A 21,691-nucleotide genomic window follows, 5' to 3' on the forward strand; every position below is an offset into this window, starting at 1 on the left:
CGCGCATCATGGCTGTCCAGACCGCCGACACCGCTGCGCCTGCGGCCCCGGCCGCCGGCTCCCCGTCCCTCCTGGGCCATGCCTTCAAGGACGCGCTGATTACCGGCCTGATCGCGCTCGGCCTGTTCGGCCCGCTGATCGGGTTCGAAACCGTCATCATCGACGGGGCGCTGGGCCTTGCCTACCGCCCGTCGCTGCTGGCCATCATGGTCGGCATCGTCTTCGTCGGCCGGCTGCTGCTGAACCTCACTTTGTGGTCGCCCAACCGCCGCCCCTCCACCCGCACCGGCCCGAGCGTGTTCGACCGGATCGGCACGGCGGTCGGCCCCGGGGTCAAGCCGGCGCTGCTGGCCTTCGCGGTGGTGTTCCCGTTCCTGTCCACCTTCCTCCTGGGCGGGCTGAACGAGAGCCGCTATCTCATCGACCTCGGCATCCTCATCCTCACCTATGTGATGCTCGGCTGGGGCCTCAACATCGTCGTCGGCCTCGCCGGCCTGCTCGACCTCGGCTATGTCGCCTTCTACGCGGTGGGCGCCTACACCTATGCGCTGCTGGCCACCTCGGCGCCGATCAATGATTTCTTCGCCGGCCTGTTCGGCGCCACCTTCTGGGCGAACTGGGCGTTCTGGATCTGCCTGCCGATGGCCGGCGTGTTCGCCGGCGTCTGGGGCATGATCCTCGGCTTTCCCGTGCTACGCCTGCGCGGCGACTATCTCGCCATCGTCACGCTGGCCTTCGGCGAGATCATCCGGCTGGTGCTGATCAACTGGGTGGACTTCACCAATGGCGGCGCCGGCATTGCCTCGATCCCCCGCGCGACCTTCTTCGGCATTCCTTTCAATGCCGGGCCGGACGGCTTCGCCGCGCTGTTCGGGCTGCCCTTCAACCCGATGCACCGCATCGTCTTCCTCTATTTCGTCATCCTGGCGCTGGCGCTGCTGACCGCCTTCGTCACGGTGCGGCTGCGCCGGCTGCCGGTCGGCCGCGCCTGGGAGGCGCTGCGCGAGGACGAGATCGCCTGCCGTTCGCTCGGCATCAACACCACTACGACCAAGCTCTCGGCCTTCGCCACCGGCGCCATGTTCGGCGGCTTCGCCGGCTGCTTCTTCGCCGTGCGCGCCGGCTTCGTCAGCCCGGAAAGCTTTACCTTCGACGTGTCGGCGATGATCCTCGCCATCGTCGTGCTCGGCGGCATGGGCTCGCAGATCGGCGTCGCGGTGGCGGCGGCGGTGATGATGGGCGGCATGGAAATGCTGCGCAATCTCGGCTTCCTCAAGCAGATCTTCGGCAACGACTTCGACCCCAGCCTGTACCGCATGCTGATCTTCGGCTTCGCCATGGTCGCCATCATGGTGTGGAAGCCGCGCGGGCTCGTCTCCACCCGCGACCCGACGATCTTCCTCAAGGAACGCAAGGCCGTCTCCGGTGATCTCGTGAAGGAGGGCCACGGCTGATGGCAACCTCTCCCGCAACCGGCCTCCCGCGCTGGGAAGCCGACCCCATCCTCATCGTCGAACACCTGTTCATGCGCTTCGGCGGCCTGATCGCGGTCAACGACCTCAGCTTTAAGGTCGGACGGGGCGACATCACCGCCCTGATCGGCCCCAACGGCGCCGGCAAGACCACGGTGTTCAACTGCATCACCGGCTTCTACAAGCCGAGCGAGGGGCGTCTCATCTTGGCAAAGGGCCGCGCCCCCACGCCCGACGAGATCGCCGAAGTGACCCGCATCGGCGAGCGTTCGCTCACCGGCCGCGACGCTGGCGTCTATCTGCTGGAGCGCATGCCGGACTACCTCGTCTCCGGCGAGGCGCATGTGGCCCGCACCTTCCAGAACATCCGCCTGTTCACCGGCATGACCGTGCTGGAGAACCTGATGGTGGCGCAGCACAATGCGTTGATGGCGGCTTCGGGCTATTCGCTCAAAGGGCTGTTCGGCCTGCCCGGCTGGACGAAGGCGCAGCGCGCCGCCACCGAGAAGGCGAAATACTGGCTCGACAAGGTCGGCCTCACCGACCGCGCCGACGATCCCGCAGGCGATCTTCCCTATGGCGCCCAGCGCCGGCTGGAAATCGCCCGCGCCATGTGCTCCGAGCCGATCCTGCTCTGCCTCGACGAACCCGCCGCCGGCCTCAACCCGCGCGAAAGCCTTGAACTCAACACCCTGCTGCGCGCCATCCGCGCCGAGCACGGCACCTCGATCCTGCTGATCGAGCACGACATGAGCGTGGTGATGGAGATTTCCGACCACGTCGTCGTGCTGGATTACGGCACCAAGATTTCCGACGGAACGCCGGAAGCGGTGAAGAACGACCCGCGCGTCATCGCCGCCTATCTCGGTGTCGACGAGGACGCGATCGAGGAGGTCGAGGCCGAGCTGCACACGGAGTCTTCCGCGCCGGGAGCCAGCGCATGAGCGATACTCTCACCGTTCCCGCCGCCACCTCCTCGACCACCGGCCGTACCGACGTGCCGATGCTGCAGGTGCGCGGCGTCAAGACCTTCTACGGCAACATCATGGCCCTGCGGGGCGTCGATGTGGATGTCTACAAGGGCGAGATCGTCACCCTGATCGGCTCCAACGGCGCCGGCAAGTCGACGCTGATGATGACCATCTTCGGCCAGCCGCGCCCGCGCGAGGGGGCGATCCTGTTCGAGGGCCGGGACATCACCAAGGTGCCGACCCACGAGATCGCCCATCTCAAGATCGCCCAGTCCCCGGAGGGCCGGCGCATCTTCCCGCGCATGAGCGTGTTCGAGAACCTGCAGATGGGCGCGGCGATCGACGGCTTCGCCCATTTCGATGCGGACCTGGAAAAGGTCTTCACCCTGTTCCCGCGCCTCAAGGAGCGCATCAACCAGCGCGGCGGCACGCTCTCGGGCGGCGAGCAGCAGATGCTGGCCATCGGCCGGGCGCTGATGAGCCGGCCGCGCCTGCTGATGCTGGACGAGCCCTCGCTCGGCCTTGCGCCGCTGGTGGTGCGGATGATTTTCGACGCCATCCGCGAACTCAACCGCACGGAGGGCCTCACCGTGCTGCTGGTGGAGCAGAACGCCTTCCACGCGCTCAAGCTCGCCCATCGCGGCTATGTTCTCGTCAACGGCGCCATCACCCTCTCGGGCGAGGGCCGCGAGTTGCTGGAGCGCCCGGAAGTGCGCGCCGCCTATCTCGAAGGAGGAGCGCACTGATGGCTCCCGTTTCCGGCACCCTCGTCTCCAAGGGCAGTTCGGCGAGCCTCGCCGTCGTGCTGCCGCTGCTGGTGGTCGCCCTCGTCCTGATTTCGGCGGTGTTGAAGCCGGAACTGGTGGTGGAAGTGTCGCGCGCCGATTTCGTGCTCGTCACCCTGTTCCTTGGCGGCGGCGCGGCATGGCTCACCGGCCGCTCCATCGCCTCGACCTGGCGGCCCTACCGGCAGGCGGTGCTCTATGCGCTGCTGCTGGGCTGCGTGGTGCGCTTCTTCCATTTCGCGCTGTTCGAGGGCACGCTGCTCTCGCTGCATTATTTCCTCACCGATACGGCCTTCCTGGTCGCCCTCGCCACCCTCGGCTTCCGTGCCGAACGGGCGCGGCAGATGGCGACCCGCTATGGCTGGATTTACCGCCAGTCCGGCGTCTTCGGCTGGCTCGAAGGCCAATCCCGCCCTCGTTCCGGAGAGCCGTGAGAAGCGCCTTCACCATGTTTCGCTTGCTCGTCGACAAGAGCATCGAAAAGGGCATGATATCGGCCCGGGGCGACAGCCGCCGAGCCATTGAGGCCGTGCTTTCCAACCTTCCAGAATGAGGAGAGACGTTCATGAAGAAGCTTCTGATTGCCGGCATCGCGCTCGGCGCCATGGTGGCGCTGGCCGTCCCGGCGTCGGCGCAGATCAAGGTCGGCGTGGGCGGTCCGATGACGGGCGCGAACGCCACCTTCGGCGCCCAGCTGAAGAACGGCGCCGAACAGTGGGCCGCTGACGTCAACGCCAAGGGCGGCATTCTCGGCCAGAAGGTCGAGCTGATTATCGGCGACGACGCTTCCAAGCCCGAGCAGGGCGTGTCGGTTGCCAACAAGTTCATCTCGGACGGCGTCAAGGTGGTCCTCGGCCACTTCAACTCCGGCGTCTCGATCCCGGCCTCCGAGCAGTATGCCGAAGCCGGCATCCTCCAGTTCACCCCGGCCTCGACCAACCCGAAGTTCACCGAGCGCGGCCTGACCAACGTGTTCCGCGTCTGCGGCCGCGACGACCAGCAGGGCGCTGTCGCCGGCGACTACATCGCCAAGAACCTGAAGGACAAGAAGGTCGCGATCGTCCACGACAAGACCCCCTACGGAAAGGGCCTTGCCGACGAGACCCAGAAGGCCATGAATGCCGCCGGCATCAAGGAAGTGGTCTATGAGGGCATCAACCCGGGCGAGAAGGATTATTCCGCGCTCGTCTCGAAGCTGAAGTCGGCGAATGTCGACGTGCTCTATTATGGCGGCCTGCACACGGAAGCCGGCCTGCTGGTTCGCCAGATGCGCGACCAGGGCATGACCACCGTGCTGTTCTCGGGCGACGGCATCACCGACAAGGAGTTCTGGACCATCGCCGGTCCGGGCGCCGCCGGCACGCTGATGACCTTCGGTCCCGATCCGCGCAACAGCCCGGCCGCCGCCGCCGTTGTCGCCGAGTTCAAGAAGAAGGGCATCGATCCGGAGGGCTACGTGCTTTACACCTACGCCGCCGGCCAGGTGTTCCAGGAAGCGGCCGAAGCGACCAAGTCGCTCGATAACGCCAAGCTGGCCGAGTACATCCACTCCGGCAAGGTCTTCAAGACCGTGCTCGGCGACCTGACCTTCGACAGGAAGGGCGACCGCACCACCCTCGACTACGTGCTGTACGTCTGGAAGGACGGCGGCTACTCGCAGATGTGAGCGGCAGCGCCGAGCCTTCGTGGCGCGGCGCACCGTCTCCTTCGCCGACAAACGAAACCCGCCGGAGCGATCCGGCGGGTTTTGCTTTTCATGAGGCCGGGTTCCAGGCGGCTGGCTTAGCCGAAGGCGGACAGCGCCGGGAAGGTCTCCAGCAGCCAGAAGCTCAGCTGAGCCATCCAGCCGGAGAGGAAGCCGATGCCGGTGAGCACGAGCAGCGCACCCATCACCTTTTCCACCATGGGCAGATAGCGCTTGGCATGGCCGAGCACGCCCAGCGCCGGGCGCGCCATCGCCGCCACGGCGAGGAAGGGCACGCCGAGCCCGGCGGAATAGACCGCCAGCAGGCCCGCACCATGGGTCAGCGTCTGCTCGCTTGCCGCCACGGCAAGGATCGCCGCCAGCACCGGGCCGATGCAGGGCGTCCAGCCGAAGGCGAAGGCGAGGCCCATCACATAGGCGCCGAGAAAGGTGGAGGGCGCGTCCACATGCACCCGCTTGGTGCGGGTGAGCCAGCCGAAGCGCAGAATGCCGAGGAAGTGCAGCCCCATCAGCAGGATGGCGACGCCCGCCACCATGGCGAGTTCCTGCGAATAGTAGCGCAGATAGCCGCCCGCCACCGAGGCCCCCGCCCCCAGCGCCACGAACACGGTGGAGAATCCGGCCACGAACAGCACCGCCGCGCCCAGCGTGCGGCGGGCGGCGGCATCGGTCGGCGCCTTGTGGGTGATCTGATCGAGGCTTGTGCCGGCGAGGTAGCACAGATAGGGCGGCACCAGCGGCAGCACGCAGGGCGAGGCAAAGCTGGCGATGCCGGCCACGAAGGCAGCCGGAAGAGTGACGTCGGCCATGAAATGAGCAACCCTAGCCTATCCGAGGCCCTCCCAATGCACCGGCCTACCCGCCGGCGCAATGCGGCGGCTTGGCCTCTACCCGTGATGTGATGCCGCGATCGAAGGCGGCGCGAGCGAGGAGCGTATGCGTAATCTGATCACCGATGTCGCCGGCCTGTCCGTCGGCAACGCCACCGACCTTACCCTCGCCTCCGGCGTCACCGTGCTGCTGTTCGACGAGCCGACCGTCGCCTCGGTCGATGTGCGCGGCGGCGGGCCGGGGACGCGCGAGACCGATCTTCTGGCACCGGACGAGACGGTGGGCGCCGTCCACGCCCTCACCTTGTCCGGCGGCTCCGCCTTCGGGCTGGATGCGGCGGGCGGGGTGGCGGCGGCGCTGGCCGAGCGCGGCATCGGCTTTCCCGTCGGCGACGCGCGCGTGCCGATCGTGCCCGGCGCGGTGCTGTTCGATCTGCTGAATGGTGGCGACAAGAACTGGGGCCGCTTCCCGCCCTATCGCGATCTCGGCTACGCCGCCGTCCATGCCGCCGCGCGCGACTTCCCGCTCGGCACGGTGGGCGCCGGCACCGGCGCGACGACGGTGGACCTCAAGGGCGGTCTCGGCTCGGCCTCGATGGTTGCCGCCACCGGCCATGTGGTCGGGGCGCTGGTGGCGGTGAATGCCTGCGGCGCCACCAATTTCCCCGGCGGCCCGCATTTCTGGGCGGCGCCCTTCGAGCAGGATGGCGAGTTCGGCGGCCTCGGCCTGCCTAATCCCCTGCCGCCCCTGCCCGCGCGTCCGCCGCTGAAAGGACTGCCGCCGGGCGCCAACACCACCATCGCCATCGTCGCCACCGATGCCGTGCTGACCAAGGCGCAGTGCAAGCGGCTGGCGGTCATGGCCCATGACGGCTACGCCCATGCCATCTGGCCGGTGCACACGCCGCTCGACGGCGACACCATCTTCGCCGCCGCCACCGGCCGGCGCCCGCTGGAAGACCCGGTATTCGACCTCGCCCTGCTTGGCGATGCCGTTGTGCGCACCCTCGCCCGCGCCTGCGCCCGGGCGGTGTTCGAGGCTAAGCCTTTGCCGCAACAGGATACCCTTCCCAGCTGGCGGCAGCGTTTCGGCCGCTGACAACGGCTTATTGCGTTGCACGCAATAAGCACCGGGCCTCTGTCGGCTTTGCAGCCCGGCTTGTCGCATCTGTCCAATCGGCATGGCTGCCATGCGTCTGACACTCACCTCAATAAGAGGGGGGCGCATGAACGAGACGCAACCACGCATCCGGGTGCGGGGGCTAACCAAAATCTTCGGCGACGAAGCCGGCCGGGCACTGCCGCTGCTGCGCGCCGGTCAGAGCCGCGCCGAGGTGCAGAAGGCCACCGGCGCGGTGATCGGCCTGCAGGATGTGAGCTTCGATGTCGCCGAGGGCGAAATCCTCGTCGTCATGGGCCTTTCCGGCTCCGGCAAGTCTACCTGCCTGCGCTGCATCAACCGGCTGATCGAGCCGACCGCCGGCTCGGTGCATATCGACAGCACCGACGTGACCGCGCTGGGCGAGCGCGAGCTGATGGAGCTGCGCCGCACCCGCTTCGGCATGGTGTTCCAGCAATTCGCGCTGTTCCCGCACCGCACCATCCAGCGCAATGTCGAATATGGGCTGGAAGTGCAGGGCGTGCCGCCCGCCGCCCGGCGCGACAAGGCGCTCGCCGCCATCGAGACGGTGGGGCTGAAGGGCTGGGACCAGCATTTTCCTTCGCAGCTTTCCGGCGGCATGCAGCAGCGCGCCGGCCTCGCCCGCGCCCTGGCGCTCGACCCGGACGTGCTGCTGATGGACGAGGCGTTCAGCGCGCTCGATCCGCTGATCCGCCGCGACATGCAGCAGGAGCTCGTGGCGCTGCAGAAGCGGCTGAAGAAGACCATCGTCTTCGTCAGCCACGACCTCGACGAGGCCATCGCGCTCGGCGGACGGATCGTGCTGATGAAGGATGGGCGCGTGGTGCAGCAGGGTACCGCCGCCGATTTCCTCGCCAACCCGGCCGACGATTATGTGCGCCGCTTCGTCGAGCATATCGACGTGCTCGGCGTCGTCACCGCCGGCGACGCCATGCGCCGCCCGGCCGCCGTGCGCCCCTGGCAGAGCACGGCCGCCGAGGCGCTGGCGGTGCTCACCCAGTCCGGCGAACCTGTCGTCACCGTGGTGTGCGAGCAGGGCCGCTTCCAGGGCACGGTCGATGCCGACACGCTGAAGCGCGCCGGCACCACCGAGCTGCGCCTGCTGCTGAGTGACCGCGACGCCTTCGTGCCCCGTTCCGCCACGCTGAACGAGGCGGTGGCCCGCCTCGCCTCCGGGCGCGGCGAAATCGCGGTGACCGGGCCGGATGGCGAATTGTTCGGCGTCATCGCCAATGCCGATCTCGTCGCCGCGCTGGCGCGGCGCCGGGTCGAGACGGCGCACTGACGGGAGGGACGGATGGATTTCGAGATACCCCGCATCCCGCTGGCCGAATGGTGCGATGTCGCGCTCGACTGGGCGACGGAGCATTTCTCCGGCGTCACCCGGGCGCTCAGCGCCGTGGTCGGTACCGCCATCGAGTCAAGCACCGATTTTCTCGTCGGCCTGCCGCCCTGGCTGGTCATCCTCGGCTGCGGCCTGCTGGTATGGCGGCTCACCACCTGGCGCATCGCGCTGGGCACGGTGCTCGGCTTCGCCTTCCTGTGGAACCTCGAACTGTGGCGGGCGACGCTGCAATCGCTGGTGCTGGTGCTGGTGTCGACCCTGTTCGCCCTCGCCATCGGCATTCCGATCGGCGTCGCGGCGGCGCTCAGCAAGCGGTTCTGGCGCATTGTCGGCCCGGCGCTCGACATGATGCAGACCATGCCGAGCTTCGTCTATCTGATCCCCGCGATTCCCTTCTTCGGGCTGGGCGCGGTGTCGGCCTGCTTCGCCACCATCGTCTTCGCGATGCCGCCGACCATCCGCTTGACCGCGCTCGGCATCCTGCAGACGCCGCCGGAACTGGTGGAGGCGGCGGACGCCTTCGGCTCCAGCCGCTGGCAGAAGCTGTTCAAGATCCAGCTGCCGCTCGCCATTCCCACCATCATGGCCGGCGTCAACCAGACCATCATGCTGGCGCTGTCCATGGTCGTCATCGCCGCGATGATCGGCGCCGGCGGCCTCGGCGGCGAGGTGTGGCGGGCGATCCAGCGGCTGGAGGCGGGCCAGGGCTTCCAGGCCGGTATCGCCATCGTCGTGCTGGCTGTCATCCTCGACCGCATCACCCAACACATCGCCCGGCACATGCGGCGCGACCGCCAGCAGGGCTGAACCTTCTCAAACGGAAGCAGCGAACGACTTCCGGACCCAAACACCCTTTTTCAGAGTGGAGCCTAGCGACATGTCATTCCTCGGAAACGTCCTCAAGACCGCGGCCATCGCCGCCACCGCGCTCGGCCTCGCCGTCGGCGCGGCGCAGGCGGAAAAGAAAGACCTCACCCTCGCCTATGTCGAATGGTCCGACACCGTGGTCGCCACCAACATCGTCAAGACGGTACTGGAAGACGCCGGCTACAAGGTGAAGCTCGTCCCGCTCTCCGGCGCCGCCATGTGGCAGGCGGTGGCGAGCGGCGAGGCCGACGCCATGGTGGCGGGCTGGCTGCCGGCGACGCATGAGGCCTACAACGCCAAGCTCAAGGACAAGGTGGTCAATCTCGGCCCCAACCTCTCCGGCGCCAAGATCGGCTGGGCCGTACCGACCTATGTCGACATCACCTCGATCGAGGACATCAACAAGGACCCCGCCAAATTCAGCGGCAAGGTCATCGGCATCGATCCCGGCGCGGGGCTGATGAAGGCGTCGGAAAAGGCGGTCAAGGACTACGGGCTGAAGGTGAAGCTGGTGGAGGGCTCGGACGCCACCATGGTCGCCGCGCTCAAGGACGCCTACGCCAAGAAGGAGCCGATCATCGTCACCACCTGGACGCCGCACTGGATGTTCGCGGAGTGGGACCTGAAGTATCTCGCCGACCCCAAGAACGTGTTCGGCGGCGAGGAGACGGTTAACACCATCGTCTCCACCAAGCTGAAGACCGAGGCACCGGAAGCCTACAAGATCCTCGACAATTTCAACCTCTCGCTCGACGACGAGCAGAAGGTGATGGTCGAGAACAACAAGCCCGGCGCCGATCCCGCCGCCACCGCCAAGGCCTGGGTCGCCGCCAACAAGGCCAAGGTCGACGCCTGGATGAAGTGATTCCGGCGCAATGCCGCGCCCGCGTTGATCGAAGAGACGCGGGCGCGACGATGCGCCCGCCGAGAAACAGCGCGGGCGCGCGCGCTGCGCCGGCCGCAATGAGATCGACGCGCGAGCGTCGGTACGAGTGCGCGGGCCCTCGCCCGCCCTCGTGAACGAGCCCGGCCGGGTCGTGCCGGTCGGGTTTGCCTCCACTTGGGCGGCCGGCAGGTCCGGCCGCCCTTTTTTGTCAGGCGAGCCTCAGGGGCACGGCTCCCAGAAACCCTGGGTGCGCTGCGGATTGGTATAGAACCAGCAGTAATTCGGCTGCGGCGGCGGCCCCGCGAGGTTGACGGCGGCGACGCCGGTGAGGAAGCCGAGCGCGGCACCGGCCGCGACCGCGCCGCCCGGCGGCCAGTAGGGACGCGGATTGACCACGACCACGCCGCCGCCGCGCGGCACCGGGCCGTAATAGCGGCCGGGGCCGTAATAATGGCCGGGGCCCGGCCCCCAGGCCGCCGCGCAGCCGCGCCCGCCGCAGCCGGCGGCGCGCCAGGCGCCGGCTTCCTGCACCGTGCCGAGCAGGCCGACGCTCGACAGCAGCGCCAGTCCGGCAAGAACGCTTCTCTTCATCATGACATTTCGCTCCTCAGGGTCTCTCCGGCGCCGGCTCGCGCGCCGTGGATTCGAGGCGGTAATGGGACGCCTTTTCTGCCGCTGCGGCAATAAGTGAGTTCCGCAAGGTGGCGCGCCGCCGCCGGAAAAGCACCGACCATGAGCCTCATTAGAATACGAACAATTCAAAATTACATTTCTTTTCAATAACTTAGATTCATTCGTCGTTCTGTGTGTCGATTATTGGTGCTATCGCACGGGTCGGGCCGGGGCGCGCAAATGCCCCCCGGCACCTTGCCCAGGAGAGTGCACATGAGACGCGCCGTATTTCCCGTGATGGTCGCGGCAACGGTGAGTCTGCCGGCGATGGCTGAACCGCGGGGCCCGTCCCCCGCCTCGGTGGAAGCCACGCTCGGCAGCGTTGGAAACGAAGCCTTCGGCAGCTTCGACCTGTTCCTGCCCATGCTGGGCGACAGCGACAGGCTGCTGTTCCTTGACGCCCGCGCCAGCTTCGGCAGCGAACAGGAGATCGAGCAGGGCTCGCTCGGCCTCGGCTACCGCTTCCGTCACGACAATGGCTGGGTCTACGGCGTCAACGGCTATTTCGACTATCTCAACAGCACCTATGACAATGACTTCACCCAGATCGGGGTCGGCGTCGAGGCGCTGAGCCAGGATTGGGAACTGCGCGCCAATGGCTATCTCCCCGTGGGCGACATCGAGGCCGCGCTCGCCAGCGCCAATGCCGCGCTGATCGAGGCCGGGCGGCTGGTGTTCCGCGCCGGCGAGGAAACCGCAATGAAGGGTTTCAACGGCGAAATCGGCTACCGCCTGCCCTTCCTCTCCCCGGAGGATCTCACCCAGATCAAGCTGTTTACCGGCGGCTACTGGTACACGGGCGAGGGCGTGGAGGACGTGCCGGGCGTCTCCGCCCGTATCGAGCTTTCCCGCGCCGGGCTGCCGGCCTTCGGCAACGGGTCGCGCCTCACCCTCATTGCCGGCCTGACCTATGACGAGCAATACGACACGCAGGGCATTTTCCTCGCCCGCCTGCGCGTGCCGCTCGGCGACACGTCAGGACAAGCGCCCTATGACCCGCTCTATCGCCGGGTCGAGCGTTCCGATGCCATCCGCACCCATGTCGGCGCCACCGGCGGGGCGGAAGCGGCGGTCTATACGGAAACCGGCGCGGTCGCCGGCCGCGTGGTCGCCATCGGCGCGGGCGACGACGCCGGCAGCATCAATGCCCGGCTGGCCGAGGCGGGGAATGGCGCGCTGGCGCTGGCCTCCGGCGCGATCAATGTCGATTCCACCGTCTCGCTCGGCACCGGCCAGTATCTGCTCGGCGGTGGCGGCGCGGTTTCCGTGCGCGGCGCGGTGAGCGGCGGCACCGCGCTGTTCCGCAACGCCCTGCCGGCGGCACGGCTCACCGGCACCGACCCGCTCGACGATGTCGTCTCGCTCGACGGCGACCGCAGCGCGGTGGCCTCGCTGTCCATCCGTGGCGGCCGCTCCGGCGTGGTGGCGGAAGGCGTCTCCGGCATCGTGATGCGCGATTTGGACATATCGGGCACCAGCCAGCACGGCATCGCGCTGGAGACGGTCTCGGGCGCCACGATCAGCGCGACCCGCATCCATGACCTCGCCTTGTGCGAAAACAATACGGACTGCGAATGGTCGATCTTCGATCCGAACGTGGTGCACAATGCCGGCATCGCCGCGCTGGCGGTGGAAGACCTCACCCTGCGCAATGTGGCGATGGAGAATGTCACCTACGGCCTCTTCGTCGGCAGCCGCTATGAGGAAATCGACTGGGAGAATGTGATTACCGGCCAGAGTGCCAACCTCACGGTCGAGAACCTCTCCATCGTCAACAGCCGCCGCGAAGGCATCCTGCTCGTCGGCGTCGATGGCGCCGCGCTGCGCTCCATCAGCATCGACAATTCCGCCATGGACCGCTCGATGGACCTGATCGTGCTGCAGAAGACCGCGCACGCCACGCTTGAGGACCTCACCCTGCGCGGCGGCATCAACGCGCTGATGTTCGCCTCGTCCTTCAACCTGCCGGGCGTGACGACCGACATAGCGGTGTCCAATGCCTTCATCGAGGATACCTACCGCGCCGGCATCTTCCTCAACCCGTCGAGCGACATCAGCTTCACCAATGTCACCATCTCCAATCCGGGCAGCTATGGCGTCTATTTCTATGGCGACGCCTATGGCTTCGCCGGTGGGCCGGTGACCGGGGTGAGCTTCACCGATGTCGAGGTGATCGCCAGCGGCAGCTCCGCCGTCTATGTCTCGGGCCCCATCCAGGATATTTCCGGCAACATTGCCACCACCAATGTCCCCGCCCCCTGCTCGGCCGATGCCGGTTCCTGGTCCGGCACCGAGTTGACGCAGACCGGCGGTCAGGTCTTCGCCATCGGCGGAGCGACCGTGCCGGCCGGCACGCTCTCCGCTTCCTGCGGACTCTGAGCCGTTAGAGAACGCCGGGACGGCATTGCCGCCCCGGCGCCTTGATGCTACGCCCCCGGCACACAGCCGGAGCCCCCGCCATGTCCACCCGTCCGCTGATCCTCTCCCCCTCCATTCTCGCCTGCGACTTCGCGCGCTTTGGTGAGGAGGTGCGCGCGGTCGACGCCGCCGGCGCGGACTGGATCCATATCGACGTGATGGACGGGCATTTCGTGCCCAACATTTCCTTCGGCCCTGACGTGGTGAAGGCGGTGCGCCCCTATTCCGCCAAGCCGTTCGACGTGCATCTGATGATCGCGCCGGCGGACCCGTATCTGGAAGCCTTCGCCAAGGCGGGCGCCGACCATATCACCGTCCATGCCGAGGCCGGCCCGCATCTGCACCGCTCGCTGCAGGCGATCCGCGCGCTGGGCAAGAAAGCCGGCGTCGCGCTCAACCCCGCCACCCCGGCCAACGCGGTGGAGCACGTGCTCGACCTGATCGACGTCATCATCGTGATGACGGTCAATCCCGGCTTTGGCGGCCAGGCCTTCATCCCCTCGGTCATGGACAAGGTAGCGACGCTCTCGGCCATGGTGGGCGAGCGGCCGATCCATATCGAGATCGACGGCGGCGTCACCAAGGACACCGCCGCCGCCTGCATCAAGGCCGGCGCCAATGCGCTGGTCGCCGGCTCCGCCGTGTTCAAGGGCGGCGCGGAGGCCTATGCCGGCAATATCGACGCCATCCGCAGCGCCGCCCTGCGGGCGCGCGGCGAACTGGTGTGAGCGCTCAGGCTCGGTCGGCAGCCTGAACAGGAGCGCCAAGGGGCGGGCGATGTCACCGGTCTCAGGCAGCCCGCGCCTTTGGCGGTCTGTGCTGGGCGATCTGTTCCGGCGTCGGCTGCCACCAGGTGAGGCCATGCCGGCGGGCGATCGCTGCCCCGTCGATGTCGCGCGGATCAGCGCGGTTCCAGGGCTGAACGACGGCGTGGGTGGTCAGCCACCGCACCGCAGGATTGTCCTCTTTGATTCTCGCGATCAGATCCTCAAGCGCAGCGAGCTGTGCCGGCGGATAGGGCTCCGGATTGCTACTGCGCTGAATATTGGCCAGCGAGACGCCGATGCTGGTCTCGTTGCAGGCCCCCTGGCCGGAGGGCGTGGGCACCTGCGAGCCCACGTGAAAGGCGCGGTTCGCGGTCGGCACGCAGTGAAAGATGATCGGCGCCGTCCCGTTGGCATTCTCGCTCTTGGCGGAATCCCTGCCGTCGCGCGCGATGATGTAGTGATAGCTCAATCCGACACTGCGCAGATGGTTGATGCTGGAGGATGCTGTCGAGCCTGCGGTAGCATGCAGAACGATAAGCGATGGCGGATGTTTGCGATTGCCATGGGCAAGCCACGGCGAGACCTGGATCAGCGGCATATCGGCCCCCCGGCCACAGAATGAACGATACCACCATAAGATGCATTTTAGTTTTACACAATCTTCTGCGCTTGCAGCCACCGTTGCACCCGGCCCCGATTGCCTGCTAATGCCGCGCCTGTCCCCCGGCCACGACGAAAGAGCCCGCCCGTGATCCCGCGCTATACCCGCCCCGAAATGGCTGCCATCTGGGAGCCGCAGACCCGTTTCCGCATCTGGTTCGAGATCGAGGCGCACGCCACCGACGCGCTGGCGGAGATCGGCGTCGTGCCGAAGGAGGCCGCGGCGAAGATCTGGGAAATGGCGAAGGACGCGACATTCGATGTCGCGCGCATCGACGAGATCGAGGCCGTCACCAAGCACGACGTGATCGCCTTCCTGACGCATCTCGCCGAGATCGTCGGCCCCGAAGCGCGCTTCGTCCATCAGGGCATGACCTCCTCGGACGTGCTCGACACCTGCCTGTCGGTGCAGCTGGTGCGTGCGGCCGATATCCTGATCAAGGATGTGGACCGGCTGCTGGCGGCGCTGGAAGCCCGCGCCTTCGAGCACAAGCTGACCCCCACCATCGGCCGCTCGCACGGCATCCATGCCGAGCCGACCACCTTCGGCCTCAAGCTCGCCCAGGCCCATGCCGAGTTCCAGCGCAACCGGGCCCGCCTCGTCGCCGCGCGCGAGGAAGTGGCGACCTGCGCCATCTCGGGCGCCGTCGGCACCTTCGCGCAGATCGACCCGCGGGTTGAGGAACATGTCGCGGCGAAGATGGGGCTGACGGTGGAGCCGGTCTCCACCCAGGTGATCCCGCGCGACCGCCACGCCGCCTATTTCGCCGCGCTCGGCGTCGTCGCCTCCTCCATGGAGCGTGTGGCGATCGAAATACGCCATCTGCAGCGCACCGAGGTCCTGGAAGCGGAGGAGTTCTTCTCCGCCGGCCAGAAGGGTTCCTCGGCCATGCCGCACAAGCGCAACCCGGTGCTCACCGAGAACATCACCGGCCTCGCCCGCCTCGTGCGCGGCATGGTCACGCCGGCGCTGGAAAATGTGGCGCTCTGGCACGAGCGGGATATTTCCCACTCCTCAGTGGAGCGGATGATCGGCCCGGATGCCACGGTGACGCTCGATTTCGCGCTGAACCGGCTGGCCGGCGTCATCGAGAAGCTGGTGGTCTATCCCGAGAACATGCAGAGGAATCTCGACCGTCTCGGCGGGCTGGTGCATTCGCAGCGCGTGCTGCTGGCGCTGACGCAGAAGGGCGCCAGCCGCGAGGACGCCTATCGCCTCGTGCAGCGCAACGCCATGCCGGTCTGGCGCGGCGAGGGCGAGTTCCAGAAGCTGCTGAACGCCGACCCCGAGGTGCGTCAGTATCTCTCGGAAGAGGAAATCGCCGAGAAATTCGACCTCGGTTACCACCTCAAGCATGTCGACACGATTTTCCAGCGCGTGTTCGGCCGCAGCTGATCCCTCACGTAAAAGAGGCCGGGTTTCCCCGGCCTCTTTCTTTCAGTCTCAGCTCTGACGCTTAGCGCCAGCCGCCCCGCCCGCCAAAACCGCGCGGGCCGCCACCGAAGCCGCCGCCGCGAACGATGACCGGACGCGGACCCATGCCGGGGCGCCCGCCCCAGCCGGGACGACCTCCCCAGCCCGGACGACCCGGACGCGGCCCCACCCAGCCCGGACGACCGGGACGCGGCCCCCAACCGGGGCGCGGGCCCCAGCCCGGACGCGGACCCCAGCCGGGACGCGGGCCCCAACCCGGACGCGGCCCCCAGCCGGGACGACCGCCCCACCAGACCGGGCGCGGGCGCCAACCGGGGCCATACCAGCCCCAGCCGGGGCCGGGGCCGTAATAGCCACCACCCCAGCCCGGACCCCAGGCCGAGCCCGCCACCGCGCCGAGCGCGAAGGCGCCGACGCCGATCGCGACATCATCGGCGACATAGTTGGGATTGACCATCACGGTCTGGTTGCCGCCGGCGAGATAGCTGGCGCTCACCCAGCCGCCCGCCGCCTGGCACCAATTGCCCTGGCAGCCGCCGACATTCACCCGCGTGCCGCCCGGCAGCGTGCCGATAACGCGGAAATTGGTGCCGGGACCGGCGCGCACATTGAGATCGCGCGTCACCACCGCCGCAGAAGCCGCCGTCAGCGCCGCCCCTCCGACCAGCAGGCTGACGGCCAGCGCTAGCGTCTTCATGATTTTTTGCATGTGAACCTCCCTGCGGGAGCGTCCGGCACAGATCTCCGGCGGACCCGCTCGCTATCCATCCTCGATAGCAATCGAATCCGGCGAAATTGGTTGCATTACCTAGGGGAGTAAACAATGGCGACGCCGCCCGCCGGGATCGGCGGCGGGCGGAAAGAAATGTCGGCCAGCAGGGCCGGCGCGGATGGGCGCCGCCCCGCAGCAGGCGGAAGGGCTCAGCCCTCCTTCTTCAGCGTCTCGATCGCCTCGGCCAGCAGCTCTTCCATGGTGCGGCGGATGCGGTGCTCGGACACATCGACGCCCTTGGCGTCGAAATCGGCCTTCAGCTTGCGGTAGACATCCTCATCGCCCGCCTCTTCGAGGTCGGCGGCGATGACGGAACCGGCATAGGCATTCGCCTCATCGCCCGTCAGGCCGAGCTTCTCGGCGGCCCACAGGCCGAGCGCCTTGTTGCGGCGCGCCAGCGCCTTGAAGCGCAAATTCTGGTCGTGGGCGTACTTCGCCTCGAACGCGTCTTCGCGCTTGTCAAACGTGCTCATCTGGTCGCCCCGTGTCTTTGGAAAGCGCGGCTTGATTATCGCGACCCTGTCCCCAAATCAACGCCCGGCACCATCGCGACCATTACCTAGGGCAATGTGACGCTCGCCCCGCGCCGGCGTGGTGGATAGCCCCGCAACAGGCGCTGCCATGCGGCGCCGTGCATACGGCGGCGTTTGTATCCGCCCCCCCGATGCGATAGTGTCGCGCTCGAGGGTGCCCGCGCCATGCGAGACGAATCGTCAGAGCGCGGAGAGTTCGCGCAGACGCGGCGCCCCCAGCCGTGAACCCGGAACCGGAGCCCCGGCATCCTAATGGACTTCCTCAACCGACGGTACCCACCCATGAGCCGCCGCCGCCGCATTTATGAAGGTAAGGCGAAGGTCCTTTATGAAGGTCCTGAGCCCGGCACCCTGATCCAGCACTTCAAGGACGACGCCACCGCCTTCAACAACAAGAAGCACGACGTCATCGACGGCAAAGGCGTGCTGAACAACCGCATCTCGGAATATGTGTTCCTGAAACTCAACGAGATCGGGGTCCCCACGCATTTCATCAAGCGGCTGAACATGCGCGAGCAGCTCATCCGCGAGGTCGAGATCATCCCGCTCGAAGTCGTGGTGCGCAATGTCGCCGCCGGCTCGCTGTCGACCCGCCTCGGCATCGAGGAAGGCACGCAGCTGCCGCGCTCGATCATCGAGTTCTATTACAAGAACGACGCGCTCAACGACCCGCTGGTCTCGGAAGAGCACATCACCGCCTTTGGCTGGGCCACCACCCAGGAAATCGATGACATCATCGCCCTGGCGATCCGCGTCAACGACTTCCTGTCCGGCCTCTTCCTCGGCGTCGGTATCCGTCTTGTCGACTTCAAGATGGAATGCGGCCGCCTGTGGGAAGGCGACATGATGCGCATCGTCGTCGCCGACGAGATCAGCCCGGATTCGTGCCGGCTGTGGGACATCAAGTCGAACGACAAGCTCGACAAGGACCGCTTCCGCCGCGACATGGGCGGGCTGGTGGAGGCCTATTCGGAGGTCGCCCGCCGCCTCGGCATCATGACCGAGAACGAGCGCGCCCAGCCGGGCGGCCCCGTCCTGGTGAAATCCGAGCCCGACGAATGAAACGTGCCGGATGCGGAATGTCCTGCCCTCGGGTCAGCCATTCCGCATTCGAGCATTGAGCCGTTCGCGGCCAGATGGTAGGCGGGGGCCTCAAAGCCCCCGTTTCTGTTTTCGGTGCTTCTGTCGCACGAACCTCCCCGAGAGTGATCCATGAAGGCGCGCGTCCTCGTCACCCTGAAATCCGCCGTGCTCGACCCGCAGGGCAAGGCCATCGAGGGCGCCCTGCGCTCGCTCGGCGTTCCCGGCGTCTCCAGCGTCCGCCAGGGCAAGGTCTTCGATGTCGAGCTGGAAACCGGCGATGCCGCCAAGGCCGAGGCGACGCTGAAGGACGCCTGCGAGAAGCTGCTCGCCAATACGGTGATCGAATCCTACCGTATCGAGCTGGTGGGCTGACGACATGAAAGCCGCCGTCCTCGTTTTCCCCGGCTCCAATCGCGAGGGCGATGTCGCGCGCGCGCTCGAACTGGTCTCGGGCGTCAAGCCGGCTATGGTCTGGCATGCTGACACCGCCCTCCCCGCCGGCACCGACCTCGTCGTGCTGCCGGGCGGCTTCTCCTATGGCGACTATCTGCGCTGCGGCGCCATCGCCGCCCGCGCCGCCATCATGGAGGCGGTGCGTGCCCACGCCGCCCGCGGCGGGCTGGTGCTCGGCATCTGCAACGGCTTCCAGATCCTGTGCGAGAGCGGGCTGCTGCCCGGCGTGCTGGTGCGCAACGCCCGGCTGCGCTTCATCTGCCGCGAGGCGCTGCTGAAGGTGGAGCGCAACGACACCCCCTTCACCCGCCGCTATGCGCGCGGCGCCATCGTGCGCTTCCCCGTTGCCCATGGCGAGGGCAACTACACCGCCGACGCCACCACGCTGAAGAAGCTGGAGGATGAGGGCCGGGTGCTGTTCCGCTATGTGATGCCGGACGGACACCGCGACGACGCGCAGGTGCTGAACGGCGCCGCCAATTCCATCGCCGGCATCGTCTCCGAGAAGCTGAATGTGCTCGGCCTGATGCCGCACCCGGAAAACCATGTGGACCCGCAGGTCGGCCCGACCGACGGGCGCGCTTTGTTCGAGAGCCTCGTCGGGGTGCTGGAGAAGGCGTGACCCCGCCTCCCCCGCCCTGCCCGACCGCGTAACGGAATGACGGCCTTCACATGATCCCCTCCGAACCGAAAATCACTCCCGAACTCGTCGCCGAGCACGGCCTCAAGCCCGACGAGTATGAGCGTATCCTGAAGCTGATCGGCCGCGAGCCGACCTTCACCGAGCTCGGCATCTTCTCGGCGATGTGGAACGAGCACTGCTCGTACAAATCCTCGCGCCTGCATCTGCGCGGCCTGCCGACCAAGGCGCCGTGGGTGATCCAGGGCCCGGGCGAGAATGCCGGCGTCATCGACATCGGCGACGGCAAGGCCGCCGTGTTCAAGATGGAAAGCCACAACCACCCCTCCTATATCGAGCCGCATCAGGGCGCGGCGACCGGGGTCGGCGGCATTCTGCGCGACGTGTTCACCATGGGCGCCCGCCCGATCGCGGCGCTGAACGCGCTGCGCTTCGGCGATCCCAAGCACCCGCGCACCCGCCATCTGCTGGCCGGCGTGGTCAGCGGCATCGGCTCCTACGGCAATTCCTTCGGCGTGCCGACGGTGGGCGGGCTGGTGGGCTTCCACACCCGCTATGACGGCAACAACCTCGTCAACGCCATGGCGGTCGGGCTCGCCGACGCCGACAAGATCTTCTACGCCAAGGCCACCGGCGTCGGCCTGCCCGTGGTCTATCTCGGCTCCAAGACCGGCCGCGACGGCATTCACGGCGCCACCATGGCCTCGGCCGAGTTCGGCGAGGGCGCGGAAGAAAAGCGCCCCACCGTGCAGGTCGGCGACCCCTTCGCCGAGAAGCTGCTGCTCGAAGCCTGCCTTGAAATCATGGAGGCGGGCTGCGTCGTCGCCATTCAGGACATGGGCGCCGCCGGCCTCACCTGCTCGGCGGTGGAGATGGGCGCCAAGGGCGACCTCGGCATCGAGCTCGATCTCGACAAGCTGCCCTGCCGCGAGACGGGCATGAGTGCCTATGAGATGATGCTGTCCGAGAGCCAGGAGCGCATGCTCATGGTCATCGCGCCGGGCAAGGAAGACGAGGCGGAAGCCATCTTCCGCAAATGGGGCCTCGACTTCGCCATTGTCGGCTACACCACCGACACGCTGCGCTTCGTCGTCAAGCACAAGGGCGAGATCAAGGCCGACCTGCCGATCAAGGAACTGGGCGACGAGGCCCCGCTCTATGACCGCCCCTGGGTGGAGACGCCCAAGCAGCAGCGCATCGACCCCGCCTCGCTCGACATCACCGCGACCGTTCCCGGCGCGCTGGAACGGCTGATCGGCTCGCCCGACTTCGCCTCCAAGCGCTGGATCTGGGAGCAGTACGACTATCTCATCCTCAACAACACCGCGCAGCGCCCGGGCGGCGACGCGGCGGTGGTGCGGGTGGAGAACGGGCCCAAGGCGCTGGCCATGAGCTGCGACGTGACCCCGCGCTATTGCGAGGCCGACCCGTTCGAGGGCGGCAAGCAGGCGGTGGCGGAAGCCTGGCGCAACATCACCGCCGTCGGCGCCAAGCCGCTGGCGCTGACCGACAACCTCAATTTCGGCAATCCGGAAAAGCCGGAGATCATGGGCCAGCTGGTCGGCTGCCTGCGCGGCATCGGCGCGGCGGCGCTGGCGCTCGATTTCCCCGTCGTGTCCGGCAATGTCAGCCTGTACAATGAAACCAATGGCCGCGGCATCCTGCCGACCCCGACCATTGGCGGCGTCGGCCTGCTCGACGACATCGAGAAGATGGCGACGCTGGACTTCAAGGCCGGTGGCGAAACCATCCTCGTCCTCGGCGCCACCACCGGCTGGCTCGGCCAGTCCGCTTTCCTGTCGGAAATCCTCGACCGCGAGGACGGCGCCCCGCCGCCGGTCGATCTCGATCTGGAACGCCGCACCGGCGATCTGGTGCGCGCGCTGATCAATGACGGGCTCGTCACCGCCGTGCACGACGTGTCCGATGGCGGCCTGCTGGTGGCGCTGGCGGAAATGGCACTGGCGTCGGGCATCGGCGCCACCCTCGCCGCGCCGCCGCCCGAGATGAACCCCTTCGCCTTCTGGTTCGGCGAGGATCAGGCCCGCTACATCGTCACCGTCGAGAACAGTGCGAAGGCGCTGGTCGCGCGCCGGGCGGAGCTGGCCGGCATCCCGTTCGCCAAGCTCGGCACGACCGGCGGCGACCGATTGAATATTGCGGGCGAGCGCCCAATTGTAGTGGACGCGCTGCGCGAGCGGCACGAGGCCTGGCTGCCCATCTATATGGGCGCGGGCTTGATGTGAGGGAGCCTGT

Annotated in this window: 21 protein-coding genes; 16 read left to right on the forward strand and 5 right to left on the reverse strand. The window is 67.4% G+C overall.

The window, feature by feature from the left end; all coding sequences use genetic code 11:
- Window positions 1–8 precede the first annotated feature (8 nt).
- The 5 genes from livM (at window position 9) to J2S75_RS04145 (ending at window position 4,894) form a co-directional block, all read left to right on the forward strand.
- Window positions 9–1,454, forward strand: a complete 1,446-nt coding sequence (gene livM / locus J2S75_RS04125) for a high-affinity branched-chain amino acid ABC transporter permease LivM (RefSeq protein WP_307018401.1) — start codon at window positions 9–11, stop codon at window positions 1,452–1,454.
- Complete coding sequence (locus J2S75_RS04130; protein WP_307018402.1) at window positions 1,454–2,416, forward strand: ABC transporter ATP-binding protein; 963 nt, start codon at window positions 1,454–1,456, stop codon at window positions 2,414–2,416. Before livM ends, J2S75_RS04130 begins: the two co-directional genes overlap by 1 nt.
- On the forward strand, window positions 2,413–3,189 hold the full coding sequence (locus J2S75_RS04135) for an ABC transporter ATP-binding protein (RefSeq protein WP_370874075.1): 777 nt from the start codon (window positions 2,413–2,415) through the stop codon (window positions 3,187–3,189). The genes J2S75_RS04130 and J2S75_RS04135 overlap by 4 nt, the downstream gene beginning before the upstream one ends.
- Before the next feature lie 101 nt (window positions 3,190–3,290).
- On the forward strand, window positions 3,291–3,662 hold the full coding sequence (locus tag J2S75_RS04140) for a DUF6867 family protein (protein ID WP_307018509.1): 372 nt from the start codon (window positions 3,291–3,293) through the stop codon (window positions 3,660–3,662).
- Window positions 3,663–3,793: 131 nt separating this feature from the next.
- The gene (locus J2S75_RS04145) at window positions 3,794–4,894 is read left to right on the forward strand and encodes a branched-chain amino acid ABC transporter substrate-binding protein (RefSeq protein ID WP_307018404.1); all 1,101 of its coding nucleotides are present in this window, start codon (window positions 3,794–3,796) and stop codon (window positions 4,892–4,894) included.
- A 116-nt stretch (window positions 4,895–5,010) separates the two neighbouring features.
- Here the strand turns inward: J2S75_RS04145 and J2S75_RS04150 are convergent, their stop codons facing one another.
- Window positions 5,011–5,742 carry a cytochrome c biogenesis CcdA family protein gene (locus J2S75_RS04150; protein ID WP_307018406.1) on the reverse strand — a complete coding sequence of 244 codons (732 nt, stop codon included), beginning with the start codon at window positions 5,740–5,742 and terminating at the stop codon, window positions 5,011–5,013.
- A gap of 127 nt (window positions 5,743–5,869) precedes the next feature.
- Between J2S75_RS04150 and J2S75_RS04155 the strand changes: the two genes are divergently transcribed.
- From J2S75_RS04155 to J2S75_RS04170, 4 genes are all read left to right on the forward strand, one after another.
- Window positions 5,870–6,862, forward strand: coding sequence for a P1 family peptidase (locus tag J2S75_RS04155; RefSeq protein ID WP_307018408.1), 993 nt, complete (start codon window positions 5,870–5,872; stop codon window positions 6,860–6,862).
- Between the two features lie 127 nt (window positions 6,863–6,989).
- On the forward strand, window positions 6,990–8,189 hold the full coding sequence (locus J2S75_RS04160) for a quaternary amine ABC transporter ATP-binding protein (protein WP_307018410.1): 1,200 nt from the start codon (window positions 6,990–6,992) through the stop codon (window positions 8,187–8,189).
- 12 nt (window positions 8,190–8,201) lie between these two features.
- Entirely contained in the window at window positions 8,202–9,056 is an 855-nt protein-coding gene (locus J2S75_RS04165; RefSeq protein WP_307018412.1) for an ABC transporter permease, read from the forward strand.
- Between the two features lie 70 nt (window positions 9,057–9,126).
- Window positions 9,127–9,981: a glycine betaine ABC transporter substrate-binding protein gene (locus J2S75_RS04170; RefSeq protein WP_307018414.1), complete on the forward strand. Its 855-nt coding sequence runs from the start codon at window positions 9,127–9,129 to the stop codon at window positions 9,979–9,981.
- A 240-nt stretch (window positions 9,982–10,221) separates the two neighbouring features.
- Here J2S75_RS04170 and J2S75_RS04175 read toward each other — a convergent pair whose 3' ends face one another.
- Window positions 10,222–10,596, reverse strand: a complete 375-nt coding sequence (locus J2S75_RS04175; RefSeq protein WP_307018416.1) for a hypothetical protein — start codon at window positions 10,594–10,596, stop codon at window positions 10,222–10,224.
- 291 nt (window positions 10,597–10,887) lie between these two features.
- Between J2S75_RS04175 and J2S75_RS04180 the strand changes: the two genes are divergently transcribed.
- Window positions 10,888–13,053 (forward strand): inverse autotransporter beta domain-containing protein, encoded by a 2,166-nt coding sequence (locus J2S75_RS04180; protein WP_307018418.1) that lies wholly within the window; start codon window positions 10,888–10,890, stop codon window positions 13,051–13,053.
- A gap of 80 nt (window positions 13,054–13,133) precedes the next feature.
- Window positions 13,134–13,820 (forward strand): ribulose-phosphate 3-epimerase, encoded by a 687-nt coding sequence (gene rpe / locus J2S75_RS04185; RefSeq protein ID WP_307018420.1) that lies wholly within the window; start codon window positions 13,134–13,136, stop codon window positions 13,818–13,820.
- 61 nt (window positions 13,821–13,881) lie between these two features.
- Here the strand turns inward: rpe and J2S75_RS04190 are convergent, their stop codons facing one another.
- Complete coding sequence (locus J2S75_RS04190) at window positions 13,882–14,457, reverse strand: N-acetylmuramoyl-L-alanine amidase (RefSeq protein ID WP_307018422.1); 576 nt, start codon at window positions 14,455–14,457, stop codon at window positions 13,882–13,884.
- Window positions 14,458–14,607: 150 nt separating this feature from the next.
- On the opposite strand from J2S75_RS04190, the gene purB reads away from it, so the two are divergent.
- Window positions 14,608–15,915 carry an adenylosuccinate lyase gene (purB, locus tag J2S75_RS04195; protein ID WP_307018424.1) on the forward strand — a complete coding sequence of 436 codons (1,308 nt, stop codon included), beginning with the start codon at window positions 14,608–14,610 and terminating at the stop codon, window positions 15,913–15,915.
- A 61-nt stretch (window positions 15,916–15,976) separates the two neighbouring features.
- On the opposite strand, the gene J2S75_RS04200 is transcribed toward purB, so the two are convergent.
- Window positions 15,977–16,663 carry an SH3 domain-containing protein gene (locus J2S75_RS04200; RefSeq protein WP_307018426.1) on the reverse strand — a complete coding sequence of 229 codons (687 nt, stop codon included), beginning with the start codon at window positions 16,661–16,663 and terminating at the stop codon, window positions 15,977–15,979.
- A 212-nt stretch (window positions 16,664–16,875) separates the two neighbouring features.
- Window positions 16,876–17,199, reverse strand: coding sequence for a DUF1476 domain-containing protein (locus J2S75_RS04205; RefSeq protein WP_244376097.1), 324 nt, complete (start codon window positions 17,197–17,199; stop codon window positions 16,876–16,878).
- A 312-nt stretch (window positions 17,200–17,511) separates the two neighbouring features.
- Here J2S75_RS04205 and purC point away from each other — a divergent pair, with 312 nt between their 5' ends.
- The 4 genes from purC (at window position 17,512) to purL (ending at window position 21,681) form a co-directional block, all read left to right on the forward strand.
- Window positions 17,512–18,321 (forward strand): phosphoribosylaminoimidazolesuccinocarboxamide synthase, encoded by an 810-nt coding sequence (gene purC, locus J2S75_RS04210; RefSeq protein ID WP_307018429.1) that lies wholly within the window; start codon window positions 17,512–17,514, stop codon window positions 18,319–18,321.
- Between the two features lie 150 nt (window positions 18,322–18,471).
- Window positions 18,472–18,714 carry a phosphoribosylformylglycinamidine synthase subunit PurS gene (gene purS / locus J2S75_RS04215; RefSeq protein ID WP_307018430.1) on the forward strand — a complete coding sequence of 81 codons (243 nt, stop codon included), beginning with the start codon at window positions 18,472–18,474 and terminating at the stop codon, window positions 18,712–18,714.
- 4 nt (window positions 18,715–18,718) lie between these two features.
- Window positions 18,719–19,417 (forward strand): phosphoribosylformylglycinamidine synthase subunit PurQ, encoded by a 699-nt coding sequence (gene purQ / locus J2S75_RS04220; RefSeq protein WP_307018432.1) that lies wholly within the window; start codon window positions 18,719–18,721, stop codon window positions 19,415–19,417.
- Between the two features lie 50 nt (window positions 19,418–19,467).
- Entirely contained in the window at window positions 19,468–21,681 is a 2,214-nt protein-coding gene (gene purL / locus J2S75_RS04225; RefSeq protein WP_307018434.1) for a phosphoribosylformylglycinamidine synthase subunit PurL, read from the forward strand.
- Window positions 21,682–21,691: the final 10 nt, after the last annotated feature.

The organism is Ancylobacter polymorphus, assembly GCF_030813495.1.
Classification (GTDB): Bacteria; Pseudomonadota; Alphaproteobacteria; order Rhizobiales; family Xanthobacteraceae; genus Ancylobacter; species Ancylobacter polymorphus.

Coding starts and splice junctions, on each gene's coding strand:
- livM (WP_307018401.1), top strand. CDS start 9: ATGGCTGTCCAGACCGCCGACACCGCTGCGCCTGCGGCCCCGGCCGCC.
- J2S75_RS04130 (WP_307018402.1), top strand. CDS start 1,454: ATGGCAACCTCTCCCGCAACCGGCCTCCCGCGCTGGGAAGCCGACCCC.
- J2S75_RS04135 (WP_370874075.1), top strand. CDS start 2,413: ATGAGCGATACTCTCACCGTTCCCGCCGCCACCTCCTCGACCACCGGC.
- J2S75_RS04145 (WP_307018404.1), top strand. CDS start 3,794: ATGAAGAAGCTTCTGATTGCCGGCATCGCGCTCGGCGCCATGGTGGCG.
- J2S75_RS04150 (WP_307018406.1), bottom strand. CDS start 5,742: ATGGCCGACGTCACTCTTCCGGCTGCCTTCGTGGCCGGCATCGCCAGC.
- J2S75_RS04155 (WP_307018408.1), top strand. CDS start 5,870: ATGCGTAATCTGATCACCGATGTCGCCGGCCTGTCCGTCGGCAACGCC.
- J2S75_RS04160 (WP_307018410.1), top strand. CDS start 6,990: ATGAACGAGACGCAACCACGCATCCGGGTGCGGGGGCTAACCAAAATC.
- J2S75_RS04165 (WP_307018412.1), top strand. CDS start 8,202: ATGGATTTCGAGATACCCCGCATCCCGCTGGCCGAATGGTGCGATGTC.
- J2S75_RS04170 (WP_307018414.1), top strand. CDS start 9,127: ATGTCATTCCTCGGAAACGTCCTCAAGACCGCGGCCATCGCCGCCACC.
- J2S75_RS04175 (WP_307018416.1), bottom strand. CDS start 10,596: ATGATGAAGAGAAGCGTTCTTGCCGGACTGGCGCTGCTGTCGAGCGTC.
- J2S75_RS04180 (WP_307018418.1), top strand. CDS start 10,888: ATGAGACGCGCCGTATTTCCCGTGATGGTCGCGGCAACGGTGAGTCTG.
- rpe (WP_307018420.1), top strand. CDS start 13,134: ATGTCCACCCGTCCGCTGATCCTCTCCCCCTCCATTCTCGCCTGCGAC.
- J2S75_RS04190 (WP_307018422.1), bottom strand. CDS start 14,457: ATGCCGCTGATCCAGGTCTCGCCGTGGCTTGCCCATGGCAATCGCAAA.
- J2S75_RS04200 (WP_307018426.1), bottom strand. CDS start 16,663: ATGCAAAAAATCATGAAGACGCTAGCGCTGGCCGTCAGCCTGCTGGTC.
- J2S75_RS04205 (WP_244376097.1), bottom strand. CDS start 17,199: ATGAGCACGTTTGACAAGCGCGAAGACGCGTTCGAGGCGAAGTACGCC.
- purC (WP_307018429.1), top strand. CDS start 17,512: ATGGACTTCCTCAACCGACGGTACCCACCCATGAGCCGCCGCCGCCGC.
- purS (WP_307018430.1), top strand. CDS start 18,472: ATGAAGGCGCGCGTCCTCGTCACCCTGAAATCCGCCGTGCTCGACCCG.
- purQ (WP_307018432.1), top strand. CDS start 18,719: ATGAAAGCCGCCGTCCTCGTTTTCCCCGGCTCCAATCGCGAGGGCGAT.
- purL (WP_307018434.1), top strand. CDS start 19,468: ATGATCCCCTCCGAACCGAAAATCACTCCCGAACTCGTCGCCGAGCAC.